The 18,209-nt window shown below is 66.3% G+C and carries 16 protein-coding genes and 2 pseudogenes; 8 read left to right on the forward strand and 10 right to left on the reverse strand.

The genetic code is table 11. The features are described from left to right. Window positions 1-129: pseudogene (locus SJH88_RS06235) on the forward strand (amino acid dehydrogenase); the annotation flags it as partial. 9 nt (window positions 130-138) lie between these two features. Here SJH88_RS06235 and SJH88_RS06240 read toward each other — a convergent pair. Together SJH88_RS06240 and SJH88_RS06245 are read right to left on the reverse strand one after the other, a co-directional pair. Next, a complete protein-coding gene (locus SJH88_RS06240; protein ID WP_274753921.1) occupies window positions 139-1,038 on the reverse strand; it encodes a LysR substrate-binding domain-containing protein in 900 nt (299 codons plus the stop codon). Between the two features lie 170 nt (window positions 1,039-1,208). Continuing rightward, window positions 1,209-1,781, reverse strand: a complete 573-nt coding sequence (locus SJH88_RS06245; protein WP_274753922.1) for a cob(I)yrinic acid a,c-diamide adenosyltransferase — start codon at window positions 1,779-1,781, stop codon at window positions 1,209-1,211. 68 nt (window positions 1,782-1,849) lie between these two features. Between SJH88_RS06245 and SJH88_RS19870 the strand changes: the two genes are divergently transcribed. Then, window positions 1,850-2,278 (forward strand): hypothetical protein, encoded by a 429-nt coding sequence (locus SJH88_RS19870; RefSeq protein WP_479680501.1) that lies wholly within the window; start codon window positions 1,850-1,852, stop codon window positions 2,276-2,278. A gap of 129 nt (window positions 2,279-2,407) precedes the next feature. Then, window positions 2,408-3,820 carry an FAD-binding oxidoreductase gene (locus tag SJH88_RS06255; protein WP_274753924.1) on the forward strand — a complete coding sequence of 471 codons (1,413 nt, stop codon included), beginning with the start codon at window positions 2,408-2,410 and terminating at the stop codon, window positions 3,818-3,820. A 244-nt stretch (window positions 3,821-4,064) separates the two neighbouring features. Here the strand turns inward: SJH88_RS06255 and SJH88_RS06260 are convergent, their stop codons facing one another. Then, on the reverse strand, window positions 4,065-5,336 hold the full coding sequence (locus SJH88_RS06260) for an MFS transporter (protein ID WP_420921722.1): 1,272 nt from the start codon (window positions 5,334-5,336) through the stop codon (window positions 4,065-4,067). Window positions 5,337-5,408: 72 nt separating this feature from the next. Between SJH88_RS06260 and SJH88_RS06265 the strand changes: the two genes are divergently transcribed. Beyond that, window positions 5,409-6,311 carry a helix-turn-helix domain-containing protein gene (locus tag SJH88_RS06265; RefSeq protein ID WP_154164146.1) on the forward strand — a complete coding sequence of 301 codons (903 nt, stop codon included), beginning with the start codon at window positions 5,409-5,411 and terminating at the stop codon, window positions 6,309-6,311. 60 nt (window positions 6,312-6,371) lie between these two features. Here the strand turns inward: SJH88_RS06265 and SJH88_RS06270 are convergent, their stop codons facing one another. Continuing rightward, window positions 6,372-7,229, reverse strand: a complete 858-nt coding sequence (locus tag SJH88_RS06270) for a class I SAM-dependent methyltransferase (RefSeq protein WP_274753926.1) — start codon at window positions 7,227-7,229, stop codon at window positions 6,372-6,374. Window positions 7,230-7,300: 71 nt separating this feature from the next. On the opposite strand from SJH88_RS06270, the gene SJH88_RS06275 reads away from it, so the two are divergent. Next, complete coding sequence (locus tag SJH88_RS06275) at window positions 7,301-8,020, forward strand: tetratricopeptide repeat protein (RefSeq protein WP_231907197.1); 720 nt, start codon at window positions 7,301-7,303, stop codon at window positions 8,018-8,020. A 62-nt stretch (window positions 8,021-8,082) separates the two neighbouring features. Further along, window positions 8,083-8,910 (forward strand): annotated as a pseudogene (locus SJH88_RS06280) (hypothetical protein). 59 nt (window positions 8,911-8,969) lie between these two features. Here the strand turns inward: SJH88_RS06280 and SJH88_RS06285 are convergent. The 6 genes from SJH88_RS06285 to SJH88_RS06310 all read right to left on the reverse strand — a co-directional run bounded on the left by SJH88_RS06285 (window position 8,970) and on the right by SJH88_RS06310 (window position 16,122). Further along, window positions 8,970-9,884, reverse strand: a complete 915-nt coding sequence (locus SJH88_RS06285) for a ParB/RepB/Spo0J family partition protein (RefSeq protein ID WP_154164147.1) — start codon at window positions 9,882-9,884, stop codon at window positions 8,970-8,972. Between the two features lie 9 nt (window positions 9,885-9,893). Next, window positions 9,894-10,460 (reverse strand): RBBP9/YdeN family alpha/beta hydrolase, encoded by a 567-nt coding sequence (locus SJH88_RS06290; RefSeq protein ID WP_274753927.1) that lies wholly within the window; start codon window positions 10,458-10,460, stop codon window positions 9,894-9,896. Window positions 10,461-10,521: 61 nt separating this feature from the next. After that, entirely contained in the window at window positions 10,522-11,292 is a 771-nt protein-coding gene (locus SJH88_RS06295; protein WP_274753928.1) for a ParA family protein, read from the reverse strand. Between the two features lie 196 nt (window positions 11,293-11,488). Next, a complete protein-coding gene (gene rsmG / locus SJH88_RS06300) occupies window positions 11,489-12,160 on the reverse strand; it encodes a 16S rRNA (guanine(527)-N(7))-methyltransferase RsmG (RefSeq protein WP_042412058.1) in 672 nt (223 codons plus the stop codon). Continuing rightward, window positions 12,157-14,121 (reverse strand): tRNA uridine-5-carboxymethylaminomethyl(34) synthesis enzyme MnmG, encoded by a 1,965-nt coding sequence (gene mnmG, locus SJH88_RS06305; protein WP_042412060.1) that lies wholly within the window; start codon window positions 14,119-14,121, stop codon window positions 12,157-12,159. Before mnmG ends, rsmG begins: the two co-directional genes overlap by 4 nt. A gap of 327 nt (window positions 14,122-14,448) precedes the next feature. Then, window positions 14,449-16,122, reverse strand: coding sequence for a methyl-accepting chemotaxis protein (locus tag SJH88_RS06310; protein WP_274753929.1), 1,674 nt, complete (start codon window positions 16,120-16,122; stop codon window positions 14,449-14,451). A 277-nt stretch (window positions 16,123-16,399) separates the two neighbouring features. Here SJH88_RS06310 and SJH88_RS06315 point away from each other — a divergent pair, with 277 nt between their 5' ends. After that, window positions 16,400-16,594, forward strand: a complete 195-nt coding sequence (locus SJH88_RS06315) for a heavy-metal-associated domain-containing protein (RefSeq protein WP_274753930.1) — start codon at window positions 16,400-16,402, stop codon at window positions 16,592-16,594. Between the two features lie 167 nt (window positions 16,595-16,761). Continuing rightward, window positions 16,762-17,949, forward strand: a complete 1,188-nt coding sequence (locus tag SJH88_RS06320; RefSeq protein ID WP_274753931.1) for an acetyl-CoA C-acyltransferase family protein — start codon at window positions 16,762-16,764, stop codon at window positions 17,947-17,949. Window positions 17,950-18,209: the final 260 nt, after the last annotated feature.

The raw sequence follows: 18,209 nt of genomic DNA on the forward strand, positions 1-18,209 counted from the left end.
CTGCCCCTCACCGGCCGCGCCGCCGGCGGGCCGCGCAACCTGTGGCTGCAGACCGGCCACGGCGCCCTGGGGCTGACGCTGTCCTTCGGCTCGGCCCAGCGCCTGGTGGCCGCACTGGCCCAGGCCTGAGGGACGGTCCTAGAGCAGCTCGCGCAGGGCCTTGCGCATCTCCTGCGTCATGGCGCGGGCCAGCACCGAGCTGGGCCGCTGCGCCAGGTGCAAGGCGTTCACGCTGACGGTGATGCGCGGCAGCAGGGGCAGCACGTGCACCTTGCGCCGGTCGGCCGCCGAGGCCGTGCAGCCATCCACGATGGCAATCCCCAGCCCGTATTCCGCCATCGACAGGGCGGCGTGGTAGGTCTGCACCGTGACCACGGGCGACAGGCCCACGCCGTGCTCGCGGCAGGCCTGGTTGATGCGCATGCCCAGCGGGTCGCGGGCGTCCAGTGCCACCACCGGCAGGTCGGCCAGGTCCTGCAGCGCCATGCCCGCCGGCTTGATGCGCGAAGGCGGCAGCAGGCCCTTGGGCACGATGCAGTGCATGTCCACCTCGGCCAGGGATTCGCGCTCCAGCGCGTGCTGGCCGGCGGAGCTGATGACGAAGCCGACATCGGCCTCCTGCAGCAGCAGGCCGGACACCACCTGGGGCGTGTGCAGGGCCTGCACCGTGACCTGGACCTGGGGGTATCTCTGGCGGAAACCCGCGACGGCGTGCGGCAGCACCTCGCGGCTGAGGGCGAACACCGTCAACACCTGCAGGCGGTCGGTGACGGCGCCGTGGCGCAGGCCCGCAGCCAGGCGCTGCACCTCGTCCAGTTGCTCGTACAGCTTCTCGACATGCGGGAACAGCGCCATGGCCTCGTTGGTCGGCGTCAGCCGCCCGCGGGCGCGCTCGAACAGGGCGAAGCCCAGTTGCAGCTCGGCGTGCTGCAGGGTGCGGCTGACGGCGGGCTGGGTGACGTTGATCAGCCGCGCGGCCGCGCTGACGCTGCCCGTCTGCATGACGGCATTGAACACCTCGATGTGACGTAAACGCATGCCCGGGCTCCTTGTTGCGGCCCTGTGATTCTTGTCGATCTGCGGCCTGCACCGCGCAACCGCTTCAACAAAAAGAGCAGCTGGCGATGGTCAGAATTGGTTTTCAAAGCTTTTTCAATTCACAACCATCAACCAGACAGCATCAACCGCTCACTTTTTCAGTGCGAGGCTCACTCGCCGTCGCTCTGCATCTGCGCCAGGCGCTCGCTCTTCCAGTACACATCGTCGCCACCGTCCACGCGGTTGAGCACGCGCGCCAGCACGAACAGCAGGTCCGACAGGCGATTCAGGTACTGGCGCGGCGCGGCGCGCATGGCCTCCTGCTCCTGCAGGGCCACCACATGGCGCTCGGCGCGGCGCGCCACGGTGCGACAGACATGGGCCTGCGACGCGGCGCGCGTGCCGGCCGGCAGGATGAACTCCAGCAGGCGCGGCAACTGAGCGTTGTAGTGCGCCAGGGCCGTGTCCAGGTGCAGCAGCGCGTCGTCCTTGAGCAGCTCGTAGCCGGGCATGGACAGCTCGCCACCCAGGTTGAACAGCTGGTGCTGCACCTCGACCAGCAGCGCGCGCACGTCGTCAGGCAGCGGCTCGCACAGCAACAGGCCGATGTGGGAATTGAGCTCGTCCACATCGCCCATGGCATGCGGGCGTCCGCTGTGCTTGGACACCCGGGTGTTGTCGCCCAGACCCGTGCTGCCGTCATCCCCGGTGCGGGTGGCGATTTGTGTGAGGCGATTGCCCATCCGAAAAACTCCTGCATGAACGCCCCGGCCGGGCATTGCCGCGATTGTGCGTTACATAGCGCAGGCAGATGTTCACCCGGGAAACAGCCTGCAAAAAGCGTGGACATGCCCTGGCGCCCACGGTGCAATGCAAGCCTGTTGAACTTTCCCAGGAGCCTTGCCATGCCCACCAGCCGACGCCAACTGCATGCTTTCGATGTGCGCAGCGTACTGCTGTTCGCCAGTCTGACCCTGGGCGGCACCGCCGCCGTGATGGCCCAGGACAAGGGCACCCCCCCACCAGCACCGCCACAGCCACGACCACCACCACGGCCACGCTGGCCATCACCCCGACGGCCGTGTTCAAGCGCGCCGACCGCAACCGCGACGGCCAGCTCTCGCGCGAGGAGGCCGAGCACCTGCCCAGCGTGGCCGCGCAGTTCGACCAATGGGACCGCGACGGCAACGGCCAGCTGTCGCTGCAGGAGTTCCTGCAGCACACCCAGCCTGCACGCTGAGCAGCGTCTGCGGCCCGGCGCCCAGGCCGCCCCAGGGCCCCCGCTTGGCGAGTGCGGCCCCAGCCGATGGCGGGCGCAACGCCCGCGGTGCCGGTGGTATTCTTTTGCCCCTGTCTTGGAGTCCGCCACATGAATGCCCCCACCGCCCCCGCCCACCTGCAACCCCGCGCCATTGCGCCCGCGTTTCTGGAGGCCCTGGCGGCCCGCTTCGGCAAGCAGTGCTCCACCGCCCAGGCCGTGTGCGAACAGCACGGCCGCGACGAAGGCTCCATCCAGGCCCCACCGCCCGTCGCCGTGGTCTATGCCGAAAGCACGCAGGACGTGGCCGATGCCGTGCAGCTGGCCGACCAGTACACCGTGCCGGTGATCGCCTACGGTGCCGGCTCCTCGCTGGAGGGCCATCTGCTGGCCGTGCAGGGCGGTATCAGCATCGACGTCAGCCGCATGAACCGGGTGCTGCGCGTCAACGCCGAGGACATGACCGTGACCGTGCAGCCCGGCATCCTGCGCAAGCAACTCAACGACGCCATCAAGGACCAGGGCCTGTTCTTCCCCATCGACCCCGGGGCCGACGCGTCCATCGGCGGCATGACCGCCACGCGCGCCAGCGGCACGAATGCCGTGCGCTACGGCACCATGCGCGAGAACGTGCTGGCGCTGGAGGTGGTGACCGCCAGCGGCGAGGTCATCCGCACCGGCAACCGCGCCAAGAAAAGCGCAGCCGGCTACGACCTGACCCGCCTGATGGTGGGCAGCGAAGGCACGCTGGGCATCTTCACCGAGATCACGCTGCGCCTGTTCCCGCTGCCCGAGGCGGTGAGCGCCGCCGTGTGCTCCTTCCCCACGATTGCCGATGCGGTGCACACCGTGATCCAGACCATCCAGATGGGCGTGCCGATCGCGCGCGTGGAGCTGGTGGACGCCGCCACCGTGGCCATGGTCAACAAGCACAGCCACCTCACGCTGCGCGAGGAACCCATGCTGCTGATGGAGTTCCACGGCTCGCCCAACGGCGTGAAGGAACAGGCCGAGCTGGTGCAGGACATTGCGGCCGAGTTCAACGCCCAGGGCTTTGAATGGGCCGACACGCCCGAGGAGCGCACGCGCCTGTTCACCGCGCGCCACAACGCCTACTTTGCCGGCATCCAGAGCCGCCCGGGCTGCCGCTCCATCACCACCGACACCTGCGTGCCCATCAGCCGCCTGGCGGACTGCCTGCTGGAGTCCATCGACGAGGTGAATGCCAGCGGCCTGCCCTACTTCCTGGTCGGCCACGTGGGCGACGGCAACTTCCACTTCGGCTACCTGATCGACCCCGACAGCGCCGACGAACGCGCCCGCGCCGAAGACCTGAACCACCGCCTGGTGCGCCGCGCCATCGCTATGGAAGGCACCTGCACCGGCGAGCACGGCATCGGCATCCACAAGCAGGACTTCCTGCGCGAGGAATGCGGCGACGGCGCCATCGCCATGATGCGCGCCATCAAGCTGGCCCTGGACCCCAAGCAGATCCTGAACCCCGGCAAGATCTTTGCGCTGTAAGCGCCGCCCACCGCCGCTTGGTGGTCGAGGCCCAGCGTGCAACCGCAGACCGCACACCCGGTACGGCAAGGCAACGACGCACTGCGGGTGGCATGATCTGCTCCAAATATCAAAGCGACTCGCGCTGGTCATCGCTGGATTTCAAGGTTTTTTTCTTTTGAAATCCAGCAGGGACAAGCGCTAACCGCTACAAAAAAAGGCCGCGGTTGCGGCCTTTTGTATTGGTGGGGTGAAGCAATGGTGCTCAGGCGACCGCCTGCGCCGCCATGCGCTTGTGGTGCAGCTGCACGCCCACCGCACTGGCGGCCAGGACGCTGATGGCCAGGGCCAGCGAGGCGCCAAAGAACACCTGGCTGTGCAGCTGGTGGTCCATCATCCAGCCGAACATCGGCGCCGCCACGGCAAAGCCCGTGTCCAGGCCCGAATACACCGTGCCGTAGACACGGCCCGTGGCCCCGGCCGGCGTGGCGCGCTTGATCAGCATGTCGCGCGAGGGGCCGGCCAGACCGTGACCGAAGCCGGCCACCGAGGCCACGACCAGCGCCAGCGTGCCCGGCAGCCAGCCCGTGGCCACCAGGGCCAGGCAGGCCGCGGCCAGCAGCAGGAAGGTGGCGATGATCTTTTCCAGCCGCTGCGTGCGCTGCGCCAGAAAGCCGCCGCCAACCATGCCCACGGCACCGCACAGCATGAAGCCCGTGACCACCAGGGCGGTCTGCGTCAGCGGCAGCTCGTACATCAGGTGCAGGACGGTGCTGGCGAAGTTCTGGATGGCGCTCAGCGCCACGGTGCTGAAGAAGAAGAAGGCGAAGCACATCCACACGGCGGGCAGCTTCAGGTAGGCGAACGGGCTCTCGCCCGAGGCGGCGGCCGCCGCTCGGGCCTTAGCGTTGCCCGCGGCGGTATCGAACGCCCGGTCGTCCAGCCAGCGGCGATTGCACCACATGGTGACCAGCACGCTGGCGGCAAACAAGGCGCCGCAGACGCAGGCGATGCGCCACGATCCAGTCCAGGTGGTGATGCCCATCATGAACACCGGGGCCATGGCCCAGCCGATGTTGCCGGAGATGCCATGCACCGAGAACGCATGGCCGATGTTCTGCGCCGTGACGCGCTTGTTGAGGATGGTGAAGTCCACCGGGTGGAAGGGTGCATTGCCCAGACCGGCGAAGAACGAGGCCGCCAGCAGCATGGCGTAGTTCTGCGCGGCCGCCGCCATCAGGCCGGCCACGACAAAGCTGCTCAGCGCCGCCAGCAGCACGCGCTGCGCACCCACCTTGTCGACCAGGAAGCCCGACAGCATCTGCCCCACGCCCGAGACCACGAAGAACAGCGACACCATGGCGCCCAGCTGCGAGTAGCTGGTGTTGAAGTCGGCGATCAGCCAGGGGAACAGCGGCGGCAGCAGCAGGTGGAAGAAGTGCGAGGAACCATGGGCCAGGCCCACCAGGCCAATGGTGCGCGCGTCGCGGCGCTCGGGGGCAGCCGTTGCAATCTCGGAAGCAGTCATGCGTCGCATCTTAGGCAGCAGGAGCGCGGCAGGTATGCGATAGTCGGCCAAAAGCTATCGCAAAACTGCCAACCACGCACCATGTCTGCCCACTTTGTGCTGCCACCGGCCGCCGCCGGCGTGAACCCCCACCGCCACGCGCGCACGCTGGCGCAAATTCCGCTGCTGGACCCGGTGCTCTACCAGCCGCATGCGCAGCGCCCCGTGCGCTCCAAGATGCGCGAGCTGGACCGCGACACGCTGATCATGCCGCACGCCCACGCCTGGGCACAGCTGGCCATTTCCACCGGCGGCGTGATCCGCCTGTCGCTGGCCGACGCCACCTACATCGTGCCCCCGCACCGCGCCGTGTGGGTGCCGCCCGGGGTGGAGCACGCCGTGACCATGGTGGAGACCGCGCGCCTGTACACCTTGTACTTCCTGCCCGAAGCGCATGGTGGCGGCCCGCAGGCGCGCTGGATGGCGGCGCCGGACTGGCAGCAGTGCCGCGTGCTGGAAGCCAGCCCCCTGCTGCGCGCCCTGGTGGTGGAAATGGACACCGGCAGCGACGAAGCCGCCCCGCTGTCGCCCGCCGTCGTGGCGCGCGAGCACCACCTCAGCGCCCTGATCTGCGAGGAGCTGCGCCGCGCCCGCATCATGCACCTCGGGGTGCTGCTGCCCCAGGACAAGCGCCTGAAGAACCTGTGCGAGGCCGTGCTGCAGGACCCGACGCGGCACGAACGCCTGGAGGACTGGGTGCTGGACACCGGGGCCAGCCTGCGCACCGTGGCGCGCCTGTTCCGCAGCGAGCTGGGCTGCACCTTCACCCAGTGGCGCCAGCAGGTGGTGCTGGCCCAGGCCGTGGCCCTGGCGGCGCGGCACTGGTCGATTGCCCAGATCGCCGCCGAGCTGGGCTACACGCCCAGCGCCTTCAGCGCCCTGGTGCGGCGCACCGTGGGCATGACCGCTGCCGCCTTCCTGGGCCAGGGCCTGGGTGCACCCTGAGGCTACGCAGCGATCGCGGCTGCAGCATTGGTGCGTTCCCCTGCTCGTGGATGGACGTGCTCAGTGCGAGCGCCGACGCCCGCCCGGGCGGCCCTTGCGCGGATACAGGTTCTGCCCGTTGACCTGGATCCCCGGGGTGCGCAGCGGCAGCATGCCGGCCACCTCGTCGTCCTCGACGCTGGCATGGTCCACCTCGGCCAACGGCGCTTGGTAGGCATAGACCTCGCGGCCATCCGCCAGCGTGGCCACATGCACCGGCGTCGCATCGGGGATGGGGAAGTTCAGGCTGACCAGCCAGCTGCCGGCACGCATCTCGCCCAGCGATTTGACGGCGGCGCGGCTCATGCTCTCGGGCCGCTGGAACAGGTAGACCAGGGCGTAATCGCCCCAATCGACCTGCCACAGGTCCCCGCGCCGCACCGTGGCCCAGGGGCAGCGCAAGGCGCTGGCCCAGCGCAGCGGCCAGCTCCATTCCACGCCATGCACACGGGCCTGCGGCCAAGCACGGTGCAAGGCCATCAGACCATCGCCCAGGCCGCTGCCGGCATCCAGCACGCGCGCGCCCTCGGGCAGGGCAATGCGGTCCGACAGGCCATCCAGCGCACCGGCCGGCGTCGGGAACACCGGCGCATCGCGCCAGGCATTCAGGGGATAGACCAGCAACATCACGGCCAGTGGCAGCAGCCACAGCCAGGCAGGCACGGCCCCGGCCGACACCACCAGCCACGACAGCGGAAAGCCCAGGGCCATCATCAGCCGCCGCCACCAGGTGGCCCCCAGCAAACTGCCGGCCAGCCCGACCAGCAAGGCCGCGCCCAGCGCCGCCCACCAGGGGGCCCAGGACTGGAGCACGCCAAAACTGAGCCATGCCAGGGCCCACACCAACAAGGCCGGCAGGGGCCAGATCAGCCGATTCATACACTTCATTCCAGCATGGTGCCCGATATCAGCACCTGCATGTCCGATGTGAAGCAACAAAAACTGTGTCTATGCAAGTGCCTTACGGCGGGAAAACGCACCAAAAAGTATCTAAAAGAAACCAAGTAAGCACTAACCGAAGAAAAACACAAAAATCTAAAAATACCTACAAACAAAAGAGCGGAGAGAGCATGTGGAAATTTTTGACGGTGTCTTTCAGCACCAGCTTTGTGCTGCTGGGCTGTGCGGCCCAGAGCCCATCAGATCAATTGGTGCGCACTCCAAATGTGCGGGTGTGTACCGGCTCCAGCTGTGTGAGCCAGGACCGCAACACTGTCACGTTCCAAAGCACGCCCACCGATCTACAGGCCGAGCGCCGTTTGGCCGTGTTGACCCAAATGGCAGAAGGCAATCCCAAAGCGGCCTACGACCTAGCACTGCGCCTCTTGCGCGGGGATGGCGTCGAACGCAACAGTTACCAAGCACTGGAATGGATGCGCAAAGCCGGTGACCACGGTCTGCCCGAAGCACAGATGGCCCTGGGCCGCCTGTACTTGGTGGGGTTTGAAGAAATGGGTGCCGATCCTGCTGAAGCAGCGGCATGGTTGAGCCGTGCCGCTGCGCAAGGCAATCGTGAGGCCCAACAACTGCTGCCACAAGCACAAGCTGCACAGCAAAGCGAACAGGCGCAGTACCAAGTGCGCGAGCTTGCGCGCAAATCGTGGGGCCACTGGTACGCATCTACGTCGTACTACTGGTACTGGAGCGACGCCGGCTGGATCTTGCGCTGATGCGCCGGCTTGCAACCCCATTTTTATTTTTTTGATCCATTCCAAAGAGAGGACCCTTTTCCATGACCAAGACCCAGATCAGCCTGCCGCTACTGGCATTGACATCGGCACTCGCCCTGACGGGCTGCGTGACCCCCGGCGGCACGATCAGCACGGGCAGTGCCCCCACAGCCGCCAGCGGCGCAGCCGGTGGCGCCACCAGTGTGGATGCGAATGCTTCGTTGGAGCGTTGTGACGCACCGCTAGGCACCCTGGCCGTGGACGATGGTCGTGGCAAGGAGTGGTATGCCAGCTTTGGAGCAGCCACCCAAGTCACCTCTATCGAGCCTCTAATCCGCTTGGCCGTGCAACAGTCCAACTGCTTCGTGATTACGTCGATCGGCAACAACCGTACGGAAAGCAAACTTGGCGCCATCACCGACAAGCAGCGCAACTCTGGTGAATTCCGTGCGTGATCGAAGCAACAAAAGGGCCAGCGCGTTGCGGCCGACTACTTCCTGGAACCGGCCATCATCATCAACAATGAGTCTGTGGGTGGTCTGGCCTCCAATCTCGGAGGGCTGTTTGGTGGTGTAGCCGGTGCCTTGGCAGGTTCGCTACAAAGCAAACAGTCGGTCGTGACCATGACCATGTATGACATACGCTCCGGCGTACAGCTGTCTATTTCGGAAGGCAATGCCACGGCCACCAACTATGGTGCAGCCTTGGGTGCTTTTGGGGGCGGCGCAGGCGGCAGCTTGGGTGGCTTCTCGCGTACCCCTGAGGGCAAAGCTTCCGTAGCAGCCTTCATGGATGCCTACAACAAGATGGTTGTATCACTGCGCAACTACAAGGCCCAAGAAGTGAAGGGGGGACTCGGCCGCGGCGGACAGCTCAAAGTTGGCAAGTAAACTTTTGGGAACATCAAAAAGGCCTTCTAACGAAGGCCTTTTTACATGGCGCACCTGCGCTAGCCGCGCAGGCGTTCGATCAGGCCATTGAGCTCGTCCAGCGAACCAAACTGGATGGAGACTTCGCCCATGTCCTGGACCTTGCCGTGGCGCTTGACGCGCTTTTTCACACGCACCTCGACCTGTGCCATCAGCAGGTCGGACAGCTCTTCCTCCACCCGCTGCACGTCGCGCGACTTGGCGGGTTTGCGGGCCTTGGCCGCCGTGCCGTCGTCGGCCTCGGCGACCTTCTTGACCAGGGATTCGGCCTCGCGCACGGACAGTTTGCGCGCCGTGATCTGGTTGGCCGTGGTGATCTGTTCGGCCTTGTCCAGGGCCAGCAGCGCGCGCGCATGGCCCATGTCGATGTCGCCGGCCATGAGCATGGTCTGCACCGGCTCGGCCAGGTTCAGCAGGCGCAGCAGGTTGGACGCGGCCGAGCGCGAGCGCCCCACCGACTGCGCCGCCTGCTCGTGCGTGTAGTGGAACTCCTGGACCAGGCGCGCCAGGCCCTGGGCCTCTTCCAGCGGGTTCAGGTCTTCGCGCTGGATGTTCTCGATCAGCGCCATGGCGGCGGCGGCCTCGTCGGGCACGTCGCGCACCAGCACCGGCACGCGGTCCAGGCCGGCCAGCTTGGAGGCGCGGAAGCGGCGCTCACCGGCGATGATTTCGTACTTACCAGCGTGTGCCCCCTGGGCCAGCTTGCGCACCAGGATGGGCTGCATGATGCCCTGGGCCTTGATGCTTTCGGCCAGCTCGTACAGCGCGCCTTCGTCCATGCGCGTGCGCGGCTGGTACTGGCCCGCCACCAGCTCGGTCACTGGCAGGCTGTTGGGCAGGTCGCTGCCGCTGCCAGCGGCCGGGGTGTCGTCCACGGTGGGGCCGAGCAATGCTTCCAGACCACGCCCCAGACCCTTGGGTTTCTTGGTTGCCATGCTTGTTCCTTATTCCTTGATCAGGCCGCGCAGCAGCGCATGCCCGGCATCCCAGCGGCCCAGGCCGCTGGCGGTGTTGATGTGGCCCGCAGGCCCGAGATCGACCAGCTCCGCCCCCCAGGCCTGGGCGAAATGCTGGCTGCGGTCCCAGCGGCAATACGGGTCGTCCTGGCTGGCGACCACGATGCTGGGAAACGGCAGCCGGGCCTGGGCCACGGGCTGCCAGCCGGGCAGCTGTGCCGCCACCGGCTCGGCCTCGGTATCGGCCGGGGCCACCAGCAGCGCGCCCAGCACCCGCGTGCGGGCCAGCGGCGAATGGGCGGCCCACCAGGCGGTCAGCACACAGCCCAGGCTGTGCGCCACCAGCACCACGGGCTGGGCACTGTCCACCACCGTCTCCTGCAGACGCGCCGACCAGTCGCCGCGCAGCGGGCGCTGCCAGTCGTGCTGCTGCAGGCGTTCGTAGCCGTACAGGGTTTCCCACTGGCTTTGCCAATGCAGCGCGTCCGAGTTCTGCCAGCCGGGCAGCAGCAGGACGCGGGCAGATGGGTTGGGGGTCATGACTTCGTGATTCATAGCTGTCAGCGCTGGCTGCATCGGGGCTGGAGGCCTTTTTGGCTTAAAACCCCAACGCCCCTCACATCTTCTGGATGCGCTGGACCATCTCTTCGGCAAACTCGATGAAGGCCTTGCTGCCCTTGGCCGCGGGGTCGAACACCACGCCCGGCACGCCGTAGCTGGGGGCTTCCGCCAGCCGCACATTGCGCGGAATGACGGTGTCAAACACCTTGTCGCCGAAGTGGGCCTTGAGCTGGTCGCTGACCTGCTGCTGCAGCGTGGTGCGCGGATCGAACATGACACGCAGCAGCCCGATGATCTGCAGGTGCTTGTTCATGTTGGCATGCACCTGCTTGATGGTGTTGACCAGGTCGGTCAGCCCTTCCAGCGCAAAGTACTCGCACTGCATGGGCACGATCACGCCGTGGGCCGAGCACAGGCCGTTGAGCGTCAGCATGGACAGGCTGGGCGGGCAGTCGATCAGCACAAAGTCGAAGTCGGACTGCACCACCTCCAGGGCCGCCTTCAAGCGCTCGTTGCGGCGCTCCAGCGCCACCAGCTCGATCTCGGCACCGCTGAGTTCACGGTTGGCGCCCAGCACGTGGTAGCCGCACTTTTCCGACAGCACGGCGGCTTCCTGGATCGACGACGACTCCAGCAGCACGTCGTACACGCTCTGCTCCATGGCCCGCTTGTCGATGCCGGAGCCCATGGTGGAATTGCCCTGGGGGTCCAGGTCCACCAACAGGACACGCTGACCAATCTTGGCCAGACCCGCCGCCAGATTCACTGCGGTAGTGGTTTTGCCGACGCCACCCTTTTGATTGGCAATACAGAAAATTTTGGCCATGAGAGATTGCTGATGGAAAGTGACCGGGCACCCGGAGAACACACAAGGCGGGCCGCACACACTGGCCGCACAACGGAAAAAGGCCCAGCGCGGAGGCTGAGGCCTTTCAATACAGCCGGTGCGCGATGCGTTGCCGTACTGCAGGCACCCGGTATTGAAAACCCGAGTTTATGCGAGCTGCACGCCGCATGCACTGTCAAAGTGTGTCGGCCACCGGCTTCATCCACACAATACAACGCTCGGCATCCAGGCCGGGGACGGTCAATGGTTCCACGTGAAACACCTGCACGCCGGCCCCCAGTGCGTCGATTTCGTCCTGCGGGTGCTTGCCCTTCATGGCCAGCCAGACCGCGTGCGGCGCCATCGCGGCACGCGACCAGGTGGTGAAATCCACCAGCGAGGCAAAGGCGCGGCAACTGACGATGTCATACGGACCGGACAGCGATTCCACACGTGCATGGATGCCGCGCAGATTGGGCAGCTTCAGTGCCACGGCGGCCTGCTGCAGGAAGGCGGCCTTCTTGGCCACGGTGTCCACGCAGTGGATGTCCACCTCGGGGCAGCACACAGCAAACACCACACCGGGCAGTCCCCCACCCGAGCCCACATCCAGCTGGGCCGTGCGCTCGCCCGCGGCTTTGCCCAGCGACTGCACATGGCGCCGCAGCGCCGGCACGGCGGCCAGGCTGTCCAGCAGGTGGTGGGTCATCATCTCCTGCGGGTCGCGCACGGCCGTCAGGTTGTAGACCTTGTTCCACTTCTGCAGCAGGTCCAGAAAAGCCATCAGCTGGTCCACCTGGGCCGTGGACAGATTCAGTTGCAGCGCCTGAGCGCCCTGTTCCAGCTGCTTGCGCAGATCGGCACTCATGCGGACTCCTTGGCAGCCGCGGTCGTGAACTCCTTGAAGCCGCCCTTCTTCAGGTGGATCATCAGCAGCGAGATGGCGGCCGGTGTCACCCCGGAAATGCGCGAAGCCTGGCCCAGGGTTTCGGGGCGGTGCTTCTGCAGCTTCTGACGCACCTCGATCGACAGGGCACTGACCTGCATGTAATCCAGCTCAGCCGGCAGCTTCAGGGTTTCATAGTGCGCGGCACGCTCCACCTCGTCCTTCTGGCGATCGATGTAGCCGGAGTACTTGGCGGCAATCTCCACCTGCTCGAGCACGGCCTCGTGCAGCTCGCCCAGTGTTTCACGTGAAACCGCTTCCGACTGGTACTTGCCATCGTCCATGGACACCAGCGTGCCGTACTCCACGCCGGGGCGGCGCAGCAGGTCGAACAGGTTGTACTCGCGCTCGATGTTCTTGCCCAGCACGCGCTCGGCTTCCGCCGCAGGCAGGCTGCGCGGATTCACCCAGGTGGCCTTCAGGCGTTCTGTTTCACGTGAAACAGCGTCGCGCTTGCGGTTGAACATGTCCCACTGCGCATCCCCCACCACGCCCAGCTGACGACCGATTTCGGTCAGGCGCATGTCGGCATTGTCTTCACGCAGCTGCAGACGGAACTCGGCCCGGCTGGTGAACATTCGGTAGGGCTCGGTCACGCCCTTGGTGATCAGGTCGTCCACCAGCACGCCCAGGTAGGCCTCGTCGCGGCGTGGGGTCCAGGCGTCCTGGCCACGCGCCTGCAGCCCGGCATTGATGCCGGCGAACAGGCCCTGGGCGGCAGCTTCCTCGTAACCCGTCGTGCCATTGATCTGGCCGGCAAAGAACAGGCCCTGGATCTGGCGGGTCTCGAAGCTGGACTTCAGCGCCCGGGGATCGAAGTAGTCGTACTCGATGGCGTAGCCGGGGCGCAGGATGTGGGCGTTCTCCAGGCCCTTCATCGAACGCACCAGGGCGTACTGGATGTCGAAGGGCAGGCTGGTGGAAATGCCGTTGGGATAGAACTCGTGGGTCGTCAGCCCTTCGGGCTCCAGGAAGATCTGGTGGCTGTCCTTGTCGGCAAAGCGGTTGATCTTGTCTTCCACGCTGGGGCAGTAGCGTGGGCCCACGCCCTCGATCTTGCCGGTGAACATGGGGCTGCGGTCAAAGCCGCTGCGGATGATCTCGTGCGTGCGCTCGTTGGTGTGCGTGATCCAGCAAGGCATCTGGCGCGGGTGCATGTCGGCATGACCACGGAAGCTGAACACCGGCACATGGCCTTCGTTCACACCGCCGGGCATGCCGTCGCCGGGCTGCTCGGTGCACTGGCTGAAGTCGATGCTGCGCCCATCGATGCGTGGTGGTGTGCCGGTCTTCAAGCGTCCCTGGGGCAGCTTCAGCTCCTTCAGGCGTGCCGACAGCGTCACGGCCGGGGGATCGCCGGCGCGGCCCGCGGCGTAGTTGTCCAGGCCCACGTGGATCTTGCCGTCCAGGAAGGTGCCTGCGGTCAGCACCACAGTCTTGGATTTGAACTGGATGCCCACCTGGGTGACGGCGCCCACCACGCGGTCGCCCTCCACCATCAGGTCGTCCACGGCCTGCTGGAACAGCCACAGGTTGGGCTGGTTCTCCAGCATCTCGCGGATCGCGGCCTTGTACAGGATGCGGTCCGCCTGGGCACGCGTGGCCCGCACAGCCGGCCCCTTGGAGCTGTTCAGGATGCGGAACTGGATCCCGCCCATGTCGGTGGCCAGGGCCATGGCTCCACCCAGGGCATCCACTTCCTTGACCAGGTGGCCCTTGCCAATGCCACCGATGGACGGGTTGCACGACATCTGGCCCAGGGTCTCAATGTTGTGGGTCAACAGCAATGTTTGGCAGCCCATGCGGGCAGCCGCCAGCGCCGCTTCGGTGCCAGCATGACCGCCGCCGACGACGATCACATCAAATTCTTGGGGGTACAGCATGTTCAAGCTCCATCGCAGTGGCGTGTTCATCCACCTGTGGCAGCCGGGGGCATTCCACGGCTGCGGCCCACGCGGTCGGGAGTGAGGCATGGGCAAACCCTTGATTTTCCCACCCTTTCCCAGGGATGTCTTTGACCCATTGAGCGAGCAGGACTTTCACCATCCGCCGCAAGGACGGGGCCATGGTCTTGGTCCGGCCTGCGCGACCTGGCAAGCCCCATCCAACACCGACTTGCCCCGGTGGCATACCACTCTCGCCCGGCCATGAAAAAAGGCTTCCTGCGGGAAGCCTTTTTCGCCGGAGACCACCCCGAAGGGTGGCCGCACTCAGCCCAGCAGCGGCGCATCGGCGCGCTGCGCGGTGGATGCCACAGGCACGGCGCCGCCAGCGCGTGGCAGGCTGTGGGGGCGTGTCGCAGCAGACAGCGCTGCGGGCTGGTTGCTCAGGATGAACTGGCTGACCACGTCCGACAGCTGGTGGGTCTGTTCCTTGAGCGACTCGGCGGCCGCGGTCGACTGCTCGACCAGCGCCGCATTCTGCTGGGTCATCTGGTCGATGTCACCCACGGCCTGGTTGACCTGCGAGATACCGGTGGACTGCTCGTTGGCCGCAGCGGTGATCTCACCGATGATGTCGCCAACCCGCTGGATGCTGCCCATGATTTCCTGCATGGTCTTGCCGGCCGACTCCACGTGGCGCACACCGCCATCGACGGCGTTCACGCTGCTCTGGATCAGTCGCTTGATATCGCTGGCCGCTTCGGCGCTGCGGCGTGCCAGCAGGCGCACTTCACCGGCCACCACGGCAAAGCCACGGCCCTGCTCGCCGGCGCGCGCGGCTTCCACGGCGGCGTTCAGCGCCAGGATGTTGGTCTGGAAGGCGATCGAATCGATCAGGCCGATGATGTCGCCGATCTTGCGGCTGGAGCTCGAGATCTCGTGCATGCTCTCCACGGCCTGCGACACCACCGAGCCGCCTTGCGCCGCGGTTTGCGAGGCCGACGCCGCCAGCTGGTTGGCCATCTGCGCCGACGAGGCGGTCTGCTGCACCGTCGCCGTCAGCTGCATCAGCGACGCCACGGTCTGCTGCAGGTTGCTGGCGGTCTGTTCGGTGCGGGCCGACAGGTCGCCGTTGCCGACGGCAATTTCCTGGCTGGCGGTCGCGATGTTGCCGCTGGCGTCGCGCACGCGGCCCACCATGCGGTTCAGGTTGTCCTGCATGGCCTTCAGTGCATTCTGCAGGTCGGACACTTCGTCCTTGCCCACCACGTCCAGCTGCTCCGTCAGATTGCCCTTGGCGATGGCATCGGCCAGGCGCTTGGCATCGGTCAGCGGACGGCAGATCGACACCATGTTCAGCAGGGTCAGCGGCGCCACCACCAAGGTGGTGATCACCAGCGCCAGCACAAACAGCCACTGGGTCTGCGACGCCACCTGGCTGCCGCGGGCCTCGGCGGCCTGGGCCTGGGCCTGCAGCAGCTGCTCCAGGGTCTGCAGCTGTTTCTCGGCCTCGACAAATTCGGCGCCAGCACGGCGGCCCACGCGCTGCGCCACGGTGGCGCTGTCATAGCCGTTGTCCAGCAGCTGGCGGGCCACCGGCGCAAACAGGGTCTGGTACTGCTCCAGGTGCTTGAGCAATTGCTGCACCACGGCGCCATCCTGGGCCGGGGCCACCTGGGCCAGGGCCGCGCCCGCGGCCTGCACCGCCTGCAGGCTGGTCGTCCATTCGGCGTGCGTCTTCTTCAGCTGTTCGGGCTGCTCATACTGGAAGATCATTTCCTTCTCCAGGTTGCGCACCTGGGTCAGGCTGCCCTGCAGCTTGGCCACCAGGCCCGCCTGCTGGAAAGGACCATTCAGAAAACTCTGGTTGAGGTCGTAAATGCGGAACATGCCGAACATCCCGGCACCGCCCAACAGGCCCAACAACACCAGCACCACCGCAATGGCGCCGAGCATGCGCACCCGGATGGTGAACATTCGCATCAGTGCAAACAGACCCATGATCTGATTTCCTCTCTATCGCTTGACATCACCCAGCACAGCGCCAGATGCCCTGTACCAACCATCTCCGGCATGCAGACCGAAGCATGCAGGCGCGCAAGAACCACGGGCAGAGTTTGCCAGACAAGACTGACAACAAAGGCTAAAGAAAACCCCGTCTTATGGTTACTTCCAGAAACACTCTACGGCATGCATGGGCCACCACCGTGTTCCACGTGGAACAGGCGGGCCGCAGCGCTACAGTCGTACTTTCCACCACCCACTGAAGGAGCCCCCCATGGAACACGTTTTCCAAGTCCAAGGTATGACATGCGGCCACTGCGAACGCGCCGTGAAACAGGCCGTCGCCCAGATCGATGCCCAGGCCACGACCACCGTGGACCTGGCCACGGGCCGGGTCGTGGTGCAGAGCAGCAGCACGCGCGAGGTTCTGGCCCAGGCCATCCAGGAAGAAGGCTACACCGTCGCCTGATCGCCCAGCGCAAGGGCGGCGTGCCGTGCGCGGTGTACCGCACGAGACAGCCGCCCGTTGTGCCGTGGCGGCGGTGTCGGTCCAATCGGGCGGGCAGGCTTGGCGAGTTCATGTTGCAGTTGCACAATCTTTCAAGCCATGTTCGAAACAATTCTTGGAGACACCGCATGAGCACCCGCGAGATTTTTGTCGTCAGCGCCGCCCGCACCGCCATTGGCACTTTTGGCGGCAGCCTGAAAGACGTTGCCAACACCCAGCTGGCGACCACCGCCGTCAAGGCCGCCATCGCACGTTCCGGCCTGGACCCCGCCGCCGTCGGCCATGTGGTGATGGGCAATGTGATTCCCACCGATACCAAGGACGCCTACCTGTCGCGCGTGGCCGCCATCGACGCGGGCTGCCCGATCGAGACCCCGGCCTTCAACGTCAACCGCCTGTGCGGATCCGGCCTGCAGGCCATCGTCTCGGCGGCCCAGGCCATCGCCCTGGGGGATTGCGACGTGGCCATCGGCGGTGGTTCCGAATCCATGAGCCGCGGCCCCTACTTTGACCAGGCCGCACGCTGGGGCGCACGCATGGGCGATGCCAAGAGCATCGACTACATGCTGGGCATCCTGCACGATCCCTGGCAGAAGATGCACATGGGCATCACGGCCGAGAACGTGGCCGAGCGCTACAAGATCAGCCGCGAGATGCAGGACGCCCTGGCCCTCACCAGCCAGCAGCGCGCCGCGACCGCCATCGCAGCCGGGCGCTTCCAGGAACAGATCGTGCCCGTGGAAATTTCCACGCGCAAAGGCACGGTGCTGTTCGACACCGACGAGCACGTGCGCGCCAGCACCACGCTGGAGGTGCTGGCCGGCATGAAGCCGGCGTTCAAGAAGGAAGGCGGCAGCGTCACCGCCGGCAATGCCTCGGGCATCAACGACGGCGCCGCGGCCGTCACCCTGGTGGCCGGCGACCGCCTGGCCGCCCTGGGGGTCAAGCCCCTGGCCCGCCTGGTGGGCTATGCCCACGCCGGGGTCGATCCGGCCTACATGGGCATCGGTCCCGTGCCGGCCACCCAGAAGGTGCTGGCACGCACCGGCCTGAAGGTCCAGGACATGGACGTGATCGAGGCCAACGAGGCCTTTGCCGCCCAGGCCTGCGCCGTCACGCAGGAGCTGGGCCTGGACCCCGCCAAGGTCAACCCCAACGGCTCGGGCATCTCCCTGGGCCACCCCGTGGGCGCCACCGGTGCCATCATCACCACCAAGGCCATCTACGAGCTGCAGCGCACCGGCGGCCGCTATGCCCTGGTGACCATGTGCATCGGCGGCGGCCAGGGGATTGCCGCCATCTTCGAGCGCGTCTAAGCGCCGCCACCCCGCTCCGGCAGGTCCCGGGACTGGCACATCCGGGCTGCCGGCGCGGGGCTGCACCATTCCACATCTTTTCAGGCGCTGGCCCGCACGCAGTCTGCGCAAGCAGCTCCTGTTTCTGAAAACTGCCCCCGCCCCCACGCGAAAACCCTGCCAGTACGGCGGAAAGCATGGTCCAGACAGCGCGCGACAGCCACTATGCTCGGCGGTTCCGATGTCCCTTCCCCACGCCCCTGCGGCACGCTGACGGTTGT

Source organism: Comamonas sp. GCA5 (assembly GCF_036541385.1).
Classification (GTDB): Bacteria; Pseudomonadota; Gammaproteobacteria; order Burkholderiales; family Burkholderiaceae_C; genus Comamonas; species Comamonas aquatica.